Source organism: Mucilaginibacter sp. P2_A5, from assembly GCF_056404995.1.
Map to the genome: position 1 here is coordinate 36,056 of NZ_JBFUCY010000016.1, position 14,844 is coordinate 50,899.

At 40.5% G+C, this 14,844-nt stretch carries 15 protein-coding genes and 1 other RNA gene; 10 read left to right on the plus strand and 6 right to left on the minus strand.

Annotated elements, in window-relative coordinates; genetic code table 11:
• Positions 1-18 precede the first annotated feature (18 nt).
• The gene (locus tag AC1DXF_RS15345; RefSeq protein WP_477449602.1) at positions 19-2,097 is read left to right on the plus strand and encodes a tetratricopeptide repeat-containing sensor histidine kinase; all 2,079 of its coding nucleotides are present in this window, start codon (positions 19-21) and stop codon (positions 2,095-2,097) included.
• On the opposite strand, the gene AC1DXF_RS15350 is transcribed toward AC1DXF_RS15345, so the two are convergent.
• Positions 2,069-3,472: a GH1 family beta-glucosidase gene (locus AC1DXF_RS15350; RefSeq protein WP_477449603.1), complete on the minus strand. Its 1,404-nt coding sequence runs from the start codon at positions 3,470-3,472 to the stop codon at positions 2,069-2,071. The two genes, AC1DXF_RS15345 and AC1DXF_RS15350, sit on opposite strands and share 29 nt — an antisense overlap.
• Positions 3,473-3,837: 365 nt before the next feature.
• On the opposite strand from AC1DXF_RS15350, the gene AC1DXF_RS15355 reads away from it, so the two are divergent.
• The 6 genes from AC1DXF_RS15355 to AC1DXF_RS15380 all read left to right on the plus strand — a co-directional run bounded on the left by AC1DXF_RS15355 (position 3,838) and on the right by AC1DXF_RS15380 (position 8,097).
• The gene (locus AC1DXF_RS15355) at positions 3,838-4,314 is read left to right on the plus strand and encodes a DinB family protein (RefSeq protein WP_477449604.1); all 477 of its coding nucleotides are present in this window, start codon (positions 3,838-3,840) and stop codon (positions 4,312-4,314) included.
• A 47-nt stretch (positions 4,315-4,361) separates the two neighbouring features.
• Positions 4,362-4,760, plus strand: a complete 399-nt coding sequence (locus tag AC1DXF_RS15360) for a hypothetical protein (protein ID WP_477449605.1) — start codon at positions 4,362-4,364, stop codon at positions 4,758-4,760.
• Entirely contained in the window at positions 4,760-5,404 is a 645-nt protein-coding gene (locus AC1DXF_RS15365) for an SCO family protein (RefSeq protein WP_477449606.1), read from the plus strand. The genes AC1DXF_RS15360 and AC1DXF_RS15365 overlap by 1 nt, the downstream gene beginning before the upstream one ends.
• The gene (locus tag AC1DXF_RS15370; RefSeq protein ID WP_477449607.1) at positions 5,401-5,817 is read left to right on the plus strand and encodes a c-type cytochrome; all 417 of its coding nucleotides are present in this window, start codon (positions 5,401-5,403) and stop codon (positions 5,815-5,817) included. The genes AC1DXF_RS15365 and AC1DXF_RS15370 overlap by 4 nt, the downstream gene beginning before the upstream one ends.
• A gap of 388 nt (positions 5,818-6,205) precedes the next feature.
• An RNA gene (rnpB, locus tag AC1DXF_RS15375) (RNase P RNA component class A) lies at positions 6,206-6,594 on the plus strand.
• A 123-nt stretch (positions 6,595-6,717) separates the two neighbouring features.
• Complete coding sequence (locus AC1DXF_RS15380) at positions 6,718-8,097, plus strand: sigma-54-dependent transcriptional regulator (protein WP_477449608.1); 1,380 nt, start codon at positions 6,718-6,720, stop codon at positions 8,095-8,097.
• Between the two features lie 17 nt (positions 8,098-8,114).
• On the opposite strand, the gene AC1DXF_RS15385 is transcribed toward AC1DXF_RS15380, so the two are convergent.
• From AC1DXF_RS15385 to AC1DXF_RS15400, 4 genes are all read right to left on the minus strand, one after another.
• Entirely contained in the window at positions 8,115-8,408 is a 294-nt protein-coding gene (locus AC1DXF_RS15385; RefSeq protein WP_477449609.1) for a DoxX family protein, read from the minus strand.
• A gap of 23 nt (positions 8,409-8,431) precedes the next feature.
• Positions 8,432-9,304, minus strand: a complete 873-nt coding sequence (locus tag AC1DXF_RS15390) for a pirin family protein (RefSeq protein ID WP_477449610.1) — start codon at positions 9,302-9,304, stop codon at positions 8,432-8,434.
• A gap of 103 nt (positions 9,305-9,407) precedes the next feature.
• Positions 9,408-10,061: a hydrolase gene (locus AC1DXF_RS15395; RefSeq protein WP_477449611.1), complete on the minus strand. Its 654-nt coding sequence runs from the start codon at positions 10,059-10,061 to the stop codon at positions 9,408-9,410.
• A gap of 189 nt (positions 10,062-10,250) precedes the next feature.
• Complete coding sequence (locus AC1DXF_RS15400; protein ID WP_477449717.1) at positions 10,251-10,685, minus strand: Crp/Fnr family transcriptional regulator; 435 nt, start codon at positions 10,683-10,685, stop codon at positions 10,251-10,253.
• 341 nt (positions 10,686-11,026) lie between these two features.
• Between AC1DXF_RS15400 and AC1DXF_RS15405 the strand changes: the two genes are divergently transcribed.
• Entirely contained in the window at positions 11,027-11,488 is a 462-nt protein-coding gene (locus tag AC1DXF_RS15405; protein WP_477449612.1) for a hypothetical protein, read from the plus strand.
• Between the two features lie 212 nt (positions 11,489-11,700).
• Entirely contained in the window at positions 11,701-13,350 is a 1,650-nt protein-coding gene (locus AC1DXF_RS15410) for a hypothetical protein (RefSeq protein WP_477449613.1), read from the plus strand.
• A 1-nt stretch (position 13,351) separates the two neighbouring features.
• Here AC1DXF_RS15410 and AC1DXF_RS15415 read toward each other — a convergent pair whose 3' ends face one another.
• Positions 13,352-14,218 carry a fructosamine kinase family protein gene (locus AC1DXF_RS15415; RefSeq protein WP_477449614.1) on the minus strand — a complete coding sequence of 289 codons (867 nt, stop codon included), beginning with the start codon at positions 14,216-14,218 and terminating at the stop codon, positions 13,352-13,354.
• 82 nt (positions 14,219-14,300) lie between these two features.
• Here AC1DXF_RS15415 and AC1DXF_RS15420 point away from each other — a divergent pair, with 82 nt between their 5' ends.
• Complete coding sequence (locus AC1DXF_RS15420) at positions 14,301-14,843, plus strand: hypothetical protein (protein ID WP_477449615.1); 543 nt, start codon at positions 14,301-14,303, stop codon at positions 14,841-14,843.
• The last annotated feature ends 1 nt before the right edge of the window (position 14,844 follow it).

Genomic DNA, 14,844 nt, shown 5'->3' on the forward strand with positions numbered 1-14,844 from the left:
CCCTGGTTATCAAAATTAATGTTAAAATATAAAAACATACTCCAAAACGGACTTCACATCGCTATTATGATGAAGCTGTTTTTGTTTTGTTTCGTTATTTTTATTTGTTCCTGCAACCGGCCTGCAAATTCATTTTTATCATCGTCAGCATTCAATAAGGTGCTTGATACAGTGAATAATATGAACGACGGTGGCAAAAAGGAACAGGCATTACATTACCTTGATTCGGCTTATCGCCATTCAAGAAATCTTAGCCTGCTTCAAACTTATAGCTATTACCGGTTTAATTACAACTACTTTTATTCTGCCAAGGGAGATAAAAACACCGCCCTGTTATATGCAGATAGTATGCTTAACCTGTTTAACACGCCTGATAAAAGGTTAAAATATACAACAGAATATGGGCAGGTTTTTTTTTATAAAGGCGATGTTTTATTTGATCAAAACAGGTATAACGAGGCTTATGAAAATTTTTATCGCGGCAAAATAGTTGGCAGTAATGGTTTAGATGAATGCGTTTTGAGCGACTACAGCTACCGCATGGGCATGATCATGTATAAGCAGGAGCACTACCGGCAGGCCGCGGCATATTTTAAAAACAGCGCAAAAGAAAGCACCGCGTGTACAGCTAATTTCGGCGCTTTTTATCGCACGCAGGAATTAACGGATAACGTAGGCTTAAGTTATAGTGCAATAAACTTAACCGACAGCGCGCTTTTTTTTTATAATAAAGCACTTAACTATATTGACCAACACCAAATACAATACCGCGACAGGAAAGAAATGCTTGACGTAGCCCGCGGCGTTATTTACGGCAACATTGCCAATGTTTATATTGGCCTTAAAAAGTATAGCCTGGCTAAAACCTTACTGAAAAAAAGTATCCGCATTAATTTGAGGGAAGGCAATGATAACCAGGATGCGCAATATGCAGAATTAAAACTGGCGGCCGTTTACAACAATCAGAACCAGGCAGATTCACTTATAGATATATTAAATGTAATAAAAAAACAGTTTGAATATTTAAACCGGCAGGATGCCAAGGCAGATTGGAATTATTTAATGTCGGAGTATTTGACCAAAAAAAATAAACCAGACGAGGCGATTAAATATTTTATACAGTATGATGCCTTAAAAGACTCCATCAATCAAAAAAATAAGGCACTTAAGGAAGCGGACATAGCCGAACAAATAAAGCGGCTTGAAAAGGATAATGAGTTTGACAAGCTTAAAAAAAATAATCAGCAGCAAAATATTTACCTTAATGTAACTATAGTTTTTGTGGTGATGTCGATTATGATCATTTCGCTGGTGTTCCTGAATTGGCAGAAATCAAAAAAGAATATTCGAACGCTCGGGCAGCTAAACCAACAGATAAACGAGCAAAATACCCACCTTGAACATGCTTTGAACGAACTTAAATTAAACAGCCAGGAAAAGGATAGAATTTTACGTACTGTAGCCCACGATTTGCGTAATCCTATTGGTGGTATAGCATCGTTAACTTCGGTAATGGGCGAAGATGATTATACTGATGAGCAAAAGGAAATGCTTAACCTAATCAAAGAAACTTCCTTTAACTCATTAGAGCTGATAAACGAGATATTGGAAGCTACAAATTCGGCCAATACCGGATTAAATCTTGAGCATGTTGAAATTAACGGTTTGCTTACCAACAGTATAGAGCTGCTACGCTTTAAAGCTGCAGAGAAAAACCAGGTGATCAACCTTGATTTATTGCCCACCCCTCTTGAACTCATGATAAGCCGCGAAAAGATATGGCGGGTAGTAAGTAATTTGATTAGTAATGCGATAAAATTCAGCCCGGCCGGCGCGCCGATATTGGTTAAGGCCGAAGAATTTGAGCGCGAAGTGCATATTTCGGTAAAAGATAATGGTATTGGTATCCCCGACAAACTAAAAAACCAGGTTTTTAATATGTTTACAGATGCTAAGCGTCCCGGTACCGATGGTGAAAAATCATTTGGACTGGGGCTTTCAATATGCAGACAAATCATCGAAAAGCATAATGGGCGTATTTGGTTTCAAAGCGATACCGAACACGGCACTACATTCTACTTCTCGCTTCCAAAGTAAGCTCTTCCTGTTTGACGGGCTTTTTCAAAAAACCGGCAAACCATTTGCCCGATGTCTTTATAATCCGTTTTTGCGTAGTATGGTCTACATGGACTAAACCAAAGCGCGGGTGATATCCTTCGGCCCATTCAAAATTATCGGTAAGTGTCCAAACAAAATAGCCGTTAACACTACAGCCTTCATTTTTTGCTTTTAAAACCTGGCCTAAATAATCCTGTAAGTATTGCAGGCGCTTAGGGTCGTTAACTTCGCCGTCTGTAACCTCATCCGGGAAAGCCGAACCATTTTCGGTAATAATGATGTTTTTTATTTGTGGATAAGCCGCAAACTTTTTTATCATATGATAAATAGCCGGCGGATGGATTTCCCAGCGCATCGCCGTTAATTCAACCTTGCGGTTTTCGGCTTTAACAATGCGTGCGTTTACATAGGGCGTAAAAAAGGAATATTGAACAATCTCGCGGGTATAATTTTGAACCCCGATAAAATCGAAATCAAATTTCATGTTGTTCTCATCGCCCGGTAAAATATATTTTTGTATCCCTTTTAAAGCAGGTAAATCCTTAATCGGGTAACCCATTCCTAAAAGCGGTTCGATAAAAAGACGGTTTATCAGTGCATCAACCCTAACCGCGGCTTCCACATCGCGCGGTTTATTAGTTAAAGGCTCAACCTGCGAACAAGAAAACGTGTTGCCAATTTGTGCATTTGGTACCAGTTTGCGCAATATTCTTGCCCCGGCAACAATACTTAAAACAACATGATGTATTACCGATGTAAAGTTCCTGATACCACTACGACCGGGAGCATGAATGCCAAAAAAGTAGCCGGCCCCTGTAAAAACCACGGGCTCGTTCATTACCATCCAATGTTTTACCCTATCGCCAAAACTTTGCGCACATAAGGTGGCAAATTCACTAAACCAGGTAACGGCATCCCGATTGGCCCATCCCCCTTTCTGCTCAAGTATTAGGGGTAAATCCCAGTGGTAAATAGTTACCCATGGCTCAATTCCCTGCTCATGGCAGTAATCAATAACCCGGTTATAATAATCAATACCTGCCTGGTTTACTTTACCGGTGCCATCGGGCAATAAACGTGTCCATGAAATAGAAAACCGGAAATTAGGAATATTTAATTTCTTAATGAGATCGATATCCTCCTGGTACCTGTTGTAAAAATCGCAGGCAGTGCGGGCATGATCGCCATTTAATATCTTACCTTTTTTTGTAGTAAAGTTATCCCAAACAGATTCGCCCTTGCCATCGGCATCATGGGCGCCTTCAATCTGAAAAGCAGCGGTAGATACGCCCCAATTAAAATCGGCGCCAAAAAGGTCTCTGTTCAGAGCTGTATGCTGTGGAGTGAATTTCATTAAATGGACTACGAGGGTCCAAAATTGCAATAATATTTACGAAACCGGGGTATAAAGTTTTAATATTAATGAATGAACGATGATTTCATGCTTTTTAACATCATCCATTCCCTTATACCATTAATGAGCCTTGAAAACACATTGATAAATTTCATAGCCTTGTTATTTAATTATCTAAAGGTACCATGAGGATATAATATAATTGTAACAGCTGTATTATCAAATTGTTAAACACTAATTTCACGAATTGAATCGAATTTCACTAATCAAGGCTGTTAGCGCAGAGGTAATATCATGCTTTTATAATTTATAATTCGTGTTCATTCAATTCGTGGAATTCGATTCAATTAGTGAAATTAGTGTTTATGAAAAACTATTTTATTAAAATGTTCAATTATGGCCACTTCGCTAACTGCGCTTTATTAAAGGCCATTACCGAGGCCGGCAATCCCAGGGGACCTATAAAATTAATATCGCATTTACTTGCAGCCGAACGCCGTTGGCTGGACAGGGTAAATGATGTGGAACCTTATCCCAATGCCGAATTGTGGCCAAAAGATTACTCCATTGAACATTGTGCCCGCCTGATTAATGAATATCACGAAGAGTGGCTTGGCTTCTTGGAACGAGTTACCGAAGAAGATTTGAATAAAGTTATCACTTACCAAAACGCACTGGGTAATAATCAAACCTCTGTAAGCGACATTCTTACGCATGTAATAAATCATGGCACACATACCCGGGCGCAGGCTGGCCAGCAATTGAAACTTTCCGGCACAGAAACATTACCCATTACCGACTATGTTTATTATTTAAGGCTATTAAATAGTAAAGATTCATAGGTTTATTTACAATATTTGCCTTTGTATTAACAATACAAAAACACAACATGAAAAAATATATCGGGATTGCATTAAGCCTTGCCATTTTACTGGGATGTGCCGATAATAAAAAGCAGGAAAAATTGCTTTTAGATAGCGTTATTGCGGTGCACGACAAGGTTATGACCAACGACGAACACCTAATGAAAAACAAGATGCTGCTGGATAGTATAATTAAAAATGTGCCAGCCAAAGATTCGGCAAAAGTGTACCTTAAATTGGTTGATGATGCCGATAACGCCATGAGCGATTGGATGCATAAATTTGATGTAGAAAACAGGGGTAAATCGCACCAGGAAATTATTGATTACTTAAACGATCAAAAAAAGAAGATTTCGGCTATAGATGTTCAGATTAGTAAGGCCATAAACGAATCAGAAAAATATCTTAATCAAAATAAAAAATAATGCGCAAGTTAATTTTGGGCATTATCGTATTATCGGTTTTAAATGCCTGTAACAATAAACAACAAAAGCTTCCTGTTTTAGGTAACCGCCAACCTGTTACCAAAACGGTGGATGGCAAAACAGTGGTGGATACAGCCTACGCCACTATTCCCGATTTTAAATTTGTGAACCAGTATGGCGACACCATCACACAAAAAAACCTTGACGGTAAAATATACGTGGCCGATTTCTTTTTTACTACCTGCCCGTCTATTTGCCCGGTAATGCACCGGAACATGCTCAATGTGTATAAGGAGTTTAAGACCGACGATAATTTCCGGATTATATCCCATACTATCGACCCTAAATATGATACCGTTAAGGTACTTAAGCGGTATGCCGATAAAATGGGATTAAGCGGTAATAGCTGGTGGCTTTTGCATGGCGATAAAGGCAGTACTTACGCTATTGCCAAAAGCTACCTGCAAACGGTACAGGAAAAAAATCCGGCCGGGCAGTATATACATGATGGGTTTTTTATCCTGATAGACAAACAAAAACGCATCCGCGGCACCTATGAGGGCACCGACCCTAAGGAAGTAGATAAACTAATTGCCGATATAAAAATATTAAAGGCCGAACCAGAGCAAGCCCTCGCTAAATGAAACTAAAGCTGATAAGCGGTATCTTATTTTTATTGACGGTGCTGATTGTTTCCTGTCAAAACGATGGGCAAATTGAATTTTATCGCTACTACTCCGGTGGCAGTGCTATTTACCAGGCCCATTGCCAAAACTGCCACGGTGCCAAAGGCGAAGGCCTGCAGGAACTGATACCGCCACTTACAGACTCAGCATACCTCAAAAACAACAAAAACTCATTGGCCTGTTTCCTGAAAAACGGGCTTAAGGGTAAAATAAGCGTACATAACAAGACTTTTGAAGGCGAAATGCCGGCCGACAGCCTTGCTCCAATCGAAATTGCCAAAGTGCTTACCTATGTTACCAACTCCTTTGGCAATAAATTGGGTACCATTAATTTGCAGCAGGTACAGGCCGATCTTACAAAATGCCGTTAATGAGGTTCGTGGTTCCGGTTGCCAGGGTCGGGTTTTAGGTGGGATAATTAATCGATACCCACTTTTTCCCGGAAAAAGTTGAAAAACGGAATTCATCCTGTCCGTTAGCTAACGGATCAGGATCCCACAGGAGAGGTGACCCGCATGAAGTACACTTAGCATGTGGGGTGCTGAAACAAGTTCAGTATGACATTGGGGATTAACCGATGTCATTCCCCCTTCAGAATTTCGCGAAATTTTATCACTCAAGATGACAGTCTTTTATTTTTGCATGTCATTTCCCCTTCAAAATTTCGCGGATTCTACTACTCAGAAAGATACCCGAACCTCAATCCCCGAACCCCGAACCAAACTTACAACCATGACGATAAAATTCCCTACCTTTACACCTGCAAAACGTTCTATCGCTGCTAACTTGTTTAGCGGAGGAAAGTCCGGGCAACACAGAGCATCCTGCTTCCTAACGGGAAGGCGCCGGCAGCCGGCGACAGCAAAGTGCCACAGAGAAAATACCGCCACGGTGCAAACCGGGGTAAGGGTGAAAACGTGAGGTAAGAGCTCACGGCTTTTCCGGGCGACCGGAGATGACGGTAAACCTCAGGAGTTGAAAAACCAAATAGGTCTTGAAAGTGGGGCTGCTCGCTCCCGCTCGCCAACTTGTTGGCGACGTTAAGATGGGTAGGTTGTTTAAACCTGTCAGCAATGGCAGGGCCAGATTAATGATAGAAGTTGCCTTTAGGGGCAATACAGAACCCGGCTTACAGATTTGCTGCTGAATTATATAGCCCTTTCCTGCAAACAGGAAGGGGTTATTTTTGTTTAGAAGCAAAAGTGTTTGTTTTTCTATACAAAAGTATATATTAGCGATTGAACAATTACTACCTATTACAGATATAAAACATGGCAAAAATTTTAATTATTGATGATGAACGGGCGATACGCAGCACTTTACGCGAAATTTTGGAGTATGAAGACTATGAGGTTGAGGATGTAGATAACGGCGTTGACGGCCTGCAACTGATTGAAAAGAAAGATTTTGACCTGGTACTGTGCGATATAAAAATGAACCGGATGGACGGCATGGAAGTGCTTACCGAAGGTTTGGCGCTGAAACCCGATTTGCCTTTCATCATGATAAGCGGTCACGGTACCGTTGAAACAGCCGTTGAAGCCAGTAAAAAAGGCGCCTTTGATTTTATATCAAAACCACCTGATTTAAACCGCCTGCTTATTACTGTACGTAACGCGCTCGATCGTGGAAGTTTGGTTGTTGAGGCCAAAGTTTTAAAACGTAAAGTATCCAAGGTACGCCCTATATTAGGTAACTCTCAGGCTATCCTTAAAATAAAAGAAACTATTGACCGTGTTGCGCCAACAGATGCCCGCGTATTGGTTACAGGCGCAAATGGCAGTGGCAAGGAGTTGGTTGCCCGCTGGTTGCATGAAAAATCGCACCGCTCAAATGCCCCCATTATTGAAGTTAACTGCGCGGCAATCCCATCTGAATTAATTGAGAGCGAATTGTTTGGGCACGAGAAAGGCTCATTTACATCGGCTATAAAACAGCGTATTGGTAAATTTGAATCGGCAAACGGTGGTACTTTGTTTCTTGATGAAATAGGCGATATGAGCCAATCGGCCCAGGCCAAAGTATTGCGCGCCTTACAGGAAAGCAAGATTACGCGTGTAGGCGGCGAAAAAGAAATTGACGTTGATGTGCGCGTTGTAGCAGCTACCAACAAAGATTTATTGAAAGAAATTGAAGCCGGCAATTTCCGGATGGACCTTTACCACCGTTTGAGTGTTATATTGATCCATGTACCGCCCTTGGTTGACCGGAAGGATGATATTGGGTTGCTTACCCAAAGTTTCCTTGACGAGATTTGTAACGAGTACGGCATGCCGGTTAAAAAGATCTCTGAGGCTGCAATTGATGCGCTTAAAGCATTACCGTGGACAGGTAATATACGGGAGTTAAGAAATATGGTTGAACGTTTAATCATTTTAAGCGATAAAACTATTACCGATAACGATGTACGGGCATTTGCCAACCCAACGGCGCCTGCTGCAGCCGTGGCAGATAACCATGCTGCACCACAAACCGATTTCGATCAGTTTAGTAACTTCCAGGAGTATAAAGACTTTGCCGAGCGGGAATACATCAAATTCAAGCTGGAAAAAAACAATTGGAATGTATCAAAAACTGCCGATGATATCGATATTCAGCGCAGTCATTTGTATAGTAAGATTGAAAAGTTTGGCTTAAAACGAGGCGAATAGAAATAAGTGGCGCTTTTTTAGTAGGCTATAGCAAAGTAATTGATAGCTATTAACCTAAAAATATATAATGTAAAGCCCTGTATCTGATGATATGGGGCTTTTTGCTTTGGTAAGTAACTCAGAGGAAGTATCAGTGCCAGTGCACCCAAAATTTTCATCACTCCTAGCTCAATTCTGAAATAGCCTGGAAAACCTAAGTGTACAAATGCACCTTTCATTTCTTGGTTTGTAAAATATCCATAAGCACTAAATAGCATCATTGCTGTGATAATTCCTGTTGTTGACCAGTATATAATTTTCTCTTTTTTCATTTCTATTATTTTTCTTCAGTTTGTTAATAAGTTATTATTTGTTGTTGGGGAGCCGTTGCGATATGATTCATTTTCCCAGACCTAAAATCCTGGTAAAGTCTCTGAATTTCTTCAGCGTGGTCAGCTATAAAGGGACCTTGTGAAACAATAGGGTCACCCTGGGGTTTTCCTGCGTACAAAATCAAGCGGACATCTTCTACACCTGCTTTAAGGTGCAATTCACTTTGCAACTCTTCATCAACGTAATCTAGCCAGCCTACCTGTTCGGCAATTAACGGTTCCTTTTCTTCGCCAACTTCGACAATTCCACTTATAACAACTATAAAAGCGTTGAGATTTGCCGATAGATCGAGCATAGTTGATTTGCCCGACGCAAGAATGATTTCCGCTACGATCAAGGGAACATAATTTAGAACAGGGGAACTAATGCCGGCCATGGAACCGCTGTACAATCTGATGCCCACTCCGTCTTTTTCGGATATGGGTACCCGACCAGCGTTTAAAATCTGTAATCTTGGTGTAGTCCAGCGGTTCTCTTTAGGCAATGTTAACCATAATTGGAACAATCTTCCTTTGGTAGGCTTATCTGTAATTTCTGTATGAACGATACCACTTCCTGCGGTCATAATCTGGAAATCGCCCTTTTCCATAGATTCTGTCTGTTCCACTATTTTTCCATCTACAAGCAGTGATACTGTTTCAAAACCAGCATGTGGATGGGGACCACCAACTGGGCTGTGATCTGTTTTATCGATATTGTCATCCATCAAAAAAATGAATGGATCGGAGTGCTTAAAATCACCTCTTACTAAGGGGCGGGCAATATGCCCAGGCCCTAAGAAACCCTGTTCCTTTTGAGGTATATAGCTATTTATTAATTTTCTTTTTAGCATCATTTTATTATTGAATTCGCTGCTTATCTAAGACTTCCTTTGTGAAATTGAATAGAGCACATCATTTCCGTTTTACGATATTACGTGCTCTATTCAAAATGGAGTTTTATTTTACTGGCGGAGGCGTAGATAGGAGTTGTAATTCCCAAGCTAAGGCAACACCACTGGCACCACCGTGTTCCAGAATAACTTCACCTATACCCATAACTGTTTCTTCTCTGGCCCAATCACGCTGCCATTCGGCCAGTACAGCAAACCAATTAATTGGCACCGCACCTGCCTGTATCATACGCTGCATGGCCAGTTCGTGCGCTTCCAGCGATACTGCGCCACACGCATCTGCAACAACAAATACATCATAGCCTTCGCCCAAGGCCTGGATTGTTGGAAACGCTACACAGATTTCTGTAAAAAGCCCGGCTATAATAAGCTGCTTACGGCCGCTAGCTTTAACAAGATCCGTTACTCTGGGATCTTCCCAGGTATTAAGCGTAGTGCGGTTAATCGGTTTTTGCTCAGGAAATACATCCTGAAGCCCTTTAATAATGAAACCGCCACGTTCTTCCACTACCGTTGTAAGAATAGTCGGAACGTTAAATACTTTAGCCGCTTTTGCCAGGCCAACAACGTTGTTGATAATCATTGTAGGCTCGTGGCTGTTTAAATTGGTAAACTGGTAAGGCTGGTGATCAATTAACACCACGATACTGTCTTCAGGACGAAGTAAAGCTTCCAGTCCTACTTTTGCATTTTTTGCCATTTCTATAAATTTTTAAAGTTATTTAATGAATCAAAATTGCAAGTAGAATAACCTTTCAAACGATATCAAATGGCAAAAAAAGATGTTGTCAAATGACAACATCTTCATAAATACACAACCGTATATTAAGGAAGCGGTTTTAAAAGCGCTATTTTGGTGAGATACTATGCGCTGGACGCAGTATTGCTACTAAGCAGTTTTTTTTAAAGAAAGTCTGCGGATACGACTTAGGCTACTTTTGGTAATACCTAAAAATGACGCGATCAGGTGTTGTGGAAAACGCCTCACAAATTCAGGATGGCACCTTTCAAATTCTTCATAGCGTTTATCAGCTGTGTCGCTGATGCTGGAATTTAATCTTCTTTGATTTGCGATAAAATTTCTTTGATCCATCATTCGAATCATCAATGCTATTGCAGGTATTTTTTCAATAATAAAATAAAAGTCGTCTTTTGTAATTGTAAGCAGATCGGTTTCCTCCCATGCCTCTATATTATAAACAGACGGCACAAGCATCGTATAACTTTCACGATCGCCGACCCACCAATTCTCAACACTCAAATGTATGATATGCTCTGTGTCTTTATCATCAACGCTGAATTGTCGCATTGCCCCTTTAACAATAAATGCATAATATTTGCATACATCTCCTTTTTGTAGAAAATATTGTTTTTTTTAATTTTTTTTGGTTTAAATACAGACTCAATCAAAATGACCTCTTCGCTTGAAAGTACCGAAGATGTATGTTCATTGATATATTTTAAAAGACCAGTATGCATAAACTTTGTCTAATTTAAATCGATGTAAATCCAAATTTACAAATTTAAGTTGTGGAATTAATAGTTCTTGTGTTCTGCTAACTAATCTCCGTAGAAACATGTGTTTACGCCAATATTTCAGCAGATTAGATACTTATTGGTTTTGTTCGCCACAAAATGGTAATATTGTGCAAACCAACTACCATTATGAAGCTTTATTGCCTTGCATTCATTTGCGCAGCTATTTTATCATCCTGCAATCAAAAAGAAAACAAATCTGAGCCCATACCTGATCAGCCACTTATCGGCACCTGGCATTTGATCAACAGTAAAAGCATAACCAAAGGTGATACTGTTACGACTACCCCATCAAAAGACGAAGAAATGGTTAAAATTTTTAACGCAACTAATTTCGCCTTCTTTACTCATGATCTGATGCATGGCAAAACAGCCAAACCGGTTTATAGTTCGGGTAGCGGTACTTATACCCTTGCCGGGAGCGATTACGCTGAACACCTGGCGTATTGCGATGCCCGTGAGTGGGAAAACGGGGATTTTAAATTTACCGTGCAATTTAAGGGCGATACGCTTGTACAAAGCGGCATCGAAAAAATAGATAGCCTGAAAATAGACCATATTATTATTGAAACTTATGTTAAGGTTAAATAACCCTTAACTTTAATTATTGAAATATGAGGCTGGAAGATATTTCGGCCTTATTTATTTCGATACTGGTAGCTAATACTTTGTGTTTTTAAAACCGGCACGATGTTGAACTATGCAACTTTGAAGATACATCAGTCGTAAACACTGCAATCCCCTATCCCTTGATTAATTTAAACTTAAATGCGTAGCTTATTGGCGATAAATCGACAAAAAGGATGAACATATTATTTCATTTCAAATATCTGATGCTCCTTGTTGGTATTACTTCATTTTTTGGCAACTGCCATGCCGAAAAAAATAAAAAAGGGGGTCCGTCTTTAGCTATAAGGGACAGCGTGAAAATAAGTAAACTTACCCTTAGCGATAACTCTTCAAGCCCTAATGCTGTAACCTTAAAAAACATGTTTGGCATTAATGCCTACGAATGGAATTTTTTACAGGACCCGGCAAACATTAACCTGCGCCATACTATTTACGAAGCCAACATGGCTGTCATTAAATCGTTCAGTTCGGTACGGCATTATATGAACTGGAATAAGCTGGAAAACACCAAAGGAAATTATACCTATAATCCCACAAACAACGGTAGCTGGGACTATGACTTAATATACACGCGTTGTAAACAAGAGGGTATTTTGGTGCTTGCCGATCTTAAAAACTGTCCCAACTGGATGGAAGCCACCTACCCAACCGGAATGCGCGGCAATGAAAACGTACCCGCGCCATACGGTTTAGACAAAAGCGATCCGGCATCATACGCCGACCAGGCACGGACCGCATTCCAGTTTGCAGCAAGATATGGATATAACACTGCTATAGATAAAGCTTTGGTAAAAGTTGATAGCCGCCCACGCTGGAATAATGACGAAGTGAATGTTGTTAAAATTGGGATGGGCCTTATCAAATATATTGAATGTGATAACGAACGCGATAAATGGTGGAAAGGCCCTGCCACGCAGCAAAGCCCGGAAGAGTACGCAGCCAACATGTCGGCCTTTTATGATGGTAATAAGGGAAAACTCGGCCCCAATGCAGGTGTAAAAACAGCCGATCCTGCAATGCAGGTGGTAATGGGCGGCCTTGCAAGCTGTGATGTTAACTTTGTACAACGAATGATAAACTGGTGCAAAACAAACCGCGGCTACCGTGCCGATGGCAGCGTCAATTTATGTTTTGATGTGATCAATTACCACCTTTATAACAATAATGGCAATATTCTTAAGCGTGAACGCGCTACAACAGGCGTTGCACCCGAGCTTTCAATGGCCGGGCAGATTGCGGATTCGTTTGTAAAACTATCCAATTCGTTAAGCAAACCACCGGAAGTTTGGGTTACCGAGTCGGGGTATGATATAAACCCATACAGTTACCAGAAAGCTATTTACATCGGCAATAAATCGGCCCTGGATACGCAAGGCGATTGGATACTGAGAACATCATTATTGTACATGAGGCACGGTATCAAAAGGGTGTTTTATTACCAACTGCAGGATGATAAACCCTATAGCAGTGTTCAATATGCTACTGCCGGCCTGTCAGAAAACGGCAAACGCAGGCCCGCCGCCGATTTTATATTGCAAACCAATACATTAATGGGTAACTACACCTATAAATCCACGATTAATGGCGACCCGTTGGTTGACAAATATGTAAACGGTAAAAAAGCAATGTACGTATTGACGATTCCCGACTCGAAAGGGCGCACAGGCACTTACATCCTTAATTTGGGAACCTCAAAAGCAAATATTTACAATTTAAAAACAGGCCTATCTATAGCAGTAAAAACCCAGGTTGCAACTGTGGCCGGTAAAGTAACCGTGAACGTGACGGAAACGCCTGTATTTGTTGAGGGTGTTAACCAATAAATTAAACAAAGTAGGTTAAGCACTGGCGGACCTGGTGGGTATAACCACCTCCAAAAAGGTTAACATGAACCAGCAAAGGGTAAAGGTTCCATAGTTTAAGCCGCCGTTGCCAATCGGCTTGCAATGGATAGTTTACTTGATAAGCGTCATAAAAAGTTTTGTTGAAACCGCCAAACAAGGTGGTCATGGCGATATCAAACTCCCTGTTGCTATAACTAACCGCCGGATCTATCAGGTATGGTTTTCCCCCTGCGCCGATTAAATAATTACCATTCCACAGGTCGCCATGTACCAATGCAGGCGGCTCTTCGGTAAAAGTACCGGGGATAATTTGATATAGCTTTTCAAATAACAATGCGTCCTGGTTAGCTAACCCGCCTTTTTTTAAAGCGATTTGCACCATAGGTTTTAGCCGCTCCTCAATAAAAAAGCTGCTCCAGCTGTCATGTTGCCTATTGCTTTGGGTAAGCGAGCCCATGTAGTTATCCGTTTTAAAACCAAAGTTAATGGCTGTATGCATATGCATTTGGGCAAGCTGCTCGCCCAGTGTTTGCGACGATTTTGTGGTGCGGTCTCCGGTGTCTACCCATTGCAGTACTAAATAACTATCCTCATCTGTTTCGCCCTGTAACAATATAACCGGAACGCCGATGGTTTGGGTATCCCGGATAGTTTCCAGGCCATCTGCTTCCAGCTTGAACATACCGGGGAAATCAAAACGGTTATTAACCTTAAGAACGAAGCTTTCATGAGCAGTTTGCAGGCGATAAACCTGGTTAATGCTTCCACCGCTTAAGGGAGTAACATTGATAATGGATTTGCCCAGCTTAATTTCAATTACTTGAATAACATTTTTGAAGTCAGGCATCTTGTGTGCTTATTTACAATAATCTTGTGAAATTAGATTTCTATAATTATATTAGAAAATCCTTAATCACAATATATATTAAATGGAAAATTCTATTTCTACTCCGGTACTGCAAACAGAACTTTGTACTTACTGTAATTCAAAAACCGAAACCGAAGATGTTTTTTGTACCAATTGCGGGTATCCTTTAAAAGGCACAGAACTTGAGCAAAACAACTTTGTAACCCAACGTAGCTTCAACGATATTGATCTGGCCGATCTTAATAAAAAGCTTAAAAATGCAGGTATGTCGTTATACTACTTAGCGGGTATTTTTGTAATCAGCGGTTTCGTTAACTTTTTCCTCAGCAAGGATAATCCCGAAGTACTTGCTATAGTGATTCCAATTTTTATTTTAGCTGTACTTTTTTTAATATTAGGGGCTTACAGTGCAAAAAAGCCGTTGGCCTGTTTAATTTCGGGCTTAAGCCTTTACATAATTGTTCAGATTTTGTCTGCTATTGACGATCCGGTAAATATTGCCAAAGGCATCATTTTTAAAATAGCCATTATCGGATACCTAATAAAGGGAATCAAATCGGCCATTGACATCGAAAAAATAAAAAAAGACAACCATTTAGCCTGAT

Excerpts from the sequence above, each read along its gene's own strand:
- AC1DXF_RS15395 (WP_477449611.1), bottom strand. The coding sequence starts at position 10,061 with ATGGCAAAAAATGCAAAAGTAGGACTGGAAGCTTTACTTCGTCCTGAA.
- AC1DXF_RS15345 (WP_477449602.1), top strand. The coding sequence starts at position 19 with ATGTTAAAATATAAAAACATACTCCAAAACGGACTTCACATCGCTATT.
- AC1DXF_RS15385 (WP_477449609.1), bottom strand. The coding sequence starts at position 8,408 with ATGAAAAAAGAGAAAATTATATACTGGTCAACAACAGGAATTATCACA.
- AC1DXF_RS15355 (WP_477449604.1), top strand. The coding sequence starts at position 3,838 with ATGAAAAACTATTTTATTAAAATGTTCAATTATGGCCACTTCGCTAAC.
- AC1DXF_RS15365 (WP_477449606.1), top strand. The coding sequence starts at position 4,760 with ATGCGCAAGTTAATTTTGGGCATTATCGTATTATCGGTTTTAAATGCC.
- AC1DXF_RS15360 (WP_477449605.1), top strand. The coding sequence starts at position 4,362 with ATGAAAAAATATATCGGGATTGCATTAAGCCTTGCCATTTTACTGGGA.
- AC1DXF_RS15420 (WP_477449615.1), top strand. The coding sequence starts at position 14,301 with ATGGAAAATTCTATTTCTACTCCGGTACTGCAAACAGAACTTTGTACT.
- AC1DXF_RS15370 (WP_477449607.1), top strand. The coding sequence starts at position 5,401 with ATGAAACTAAAGCTGATAAGCGGTATCTTATTTTTATTGACGGTGCTG.
- AC1DXF_RS15390 (WP_477449610.1), bottom strand. The coding sequence starts at position 9,304 with ATGATGCTAAAAAGAAAATTAATAAATAGCTATATACCTCAAAAGGAA.
- AC1DXF_RS15410 (WP_477449613.1), top strand. The coding sequence starts at position 11,701 with ATGAACATATTATTTCATTTCAAATATCTGATGCTCCTTGTTGGTATT.
- AC1DXF_RS15380 (WP_477449608.1), top strand. The coding sequence starts at position 6,718 with ATGGCAAAAATTTTAATTATTGATGATGAACGGGCGATACGCAGCACT.
- AC1DXF_RS15350 (WP_477449603.1), bottom strand. The coding sequence starts at position 3,472 with ATGAAATTCACTCCACAGCATACAGCTCTGAACAGAGACCTTTTTGGC.
- AC1DXF_RS15415 (WP_477449614.1), bottom strand. The coding sequence starts at position 14,218 with ATGCCTGACTTCAAAAATGTTATTCAAGTAATTGAAATTAAGCTGGGC.
- AC1DXF_RS15405 (WP_477449612.1), top strand. The coding sequence starts at position 11,027 with ATGAAGCTTTATTGCCTTGCATTCATTTGCGCAGCTATTTTATCATCC.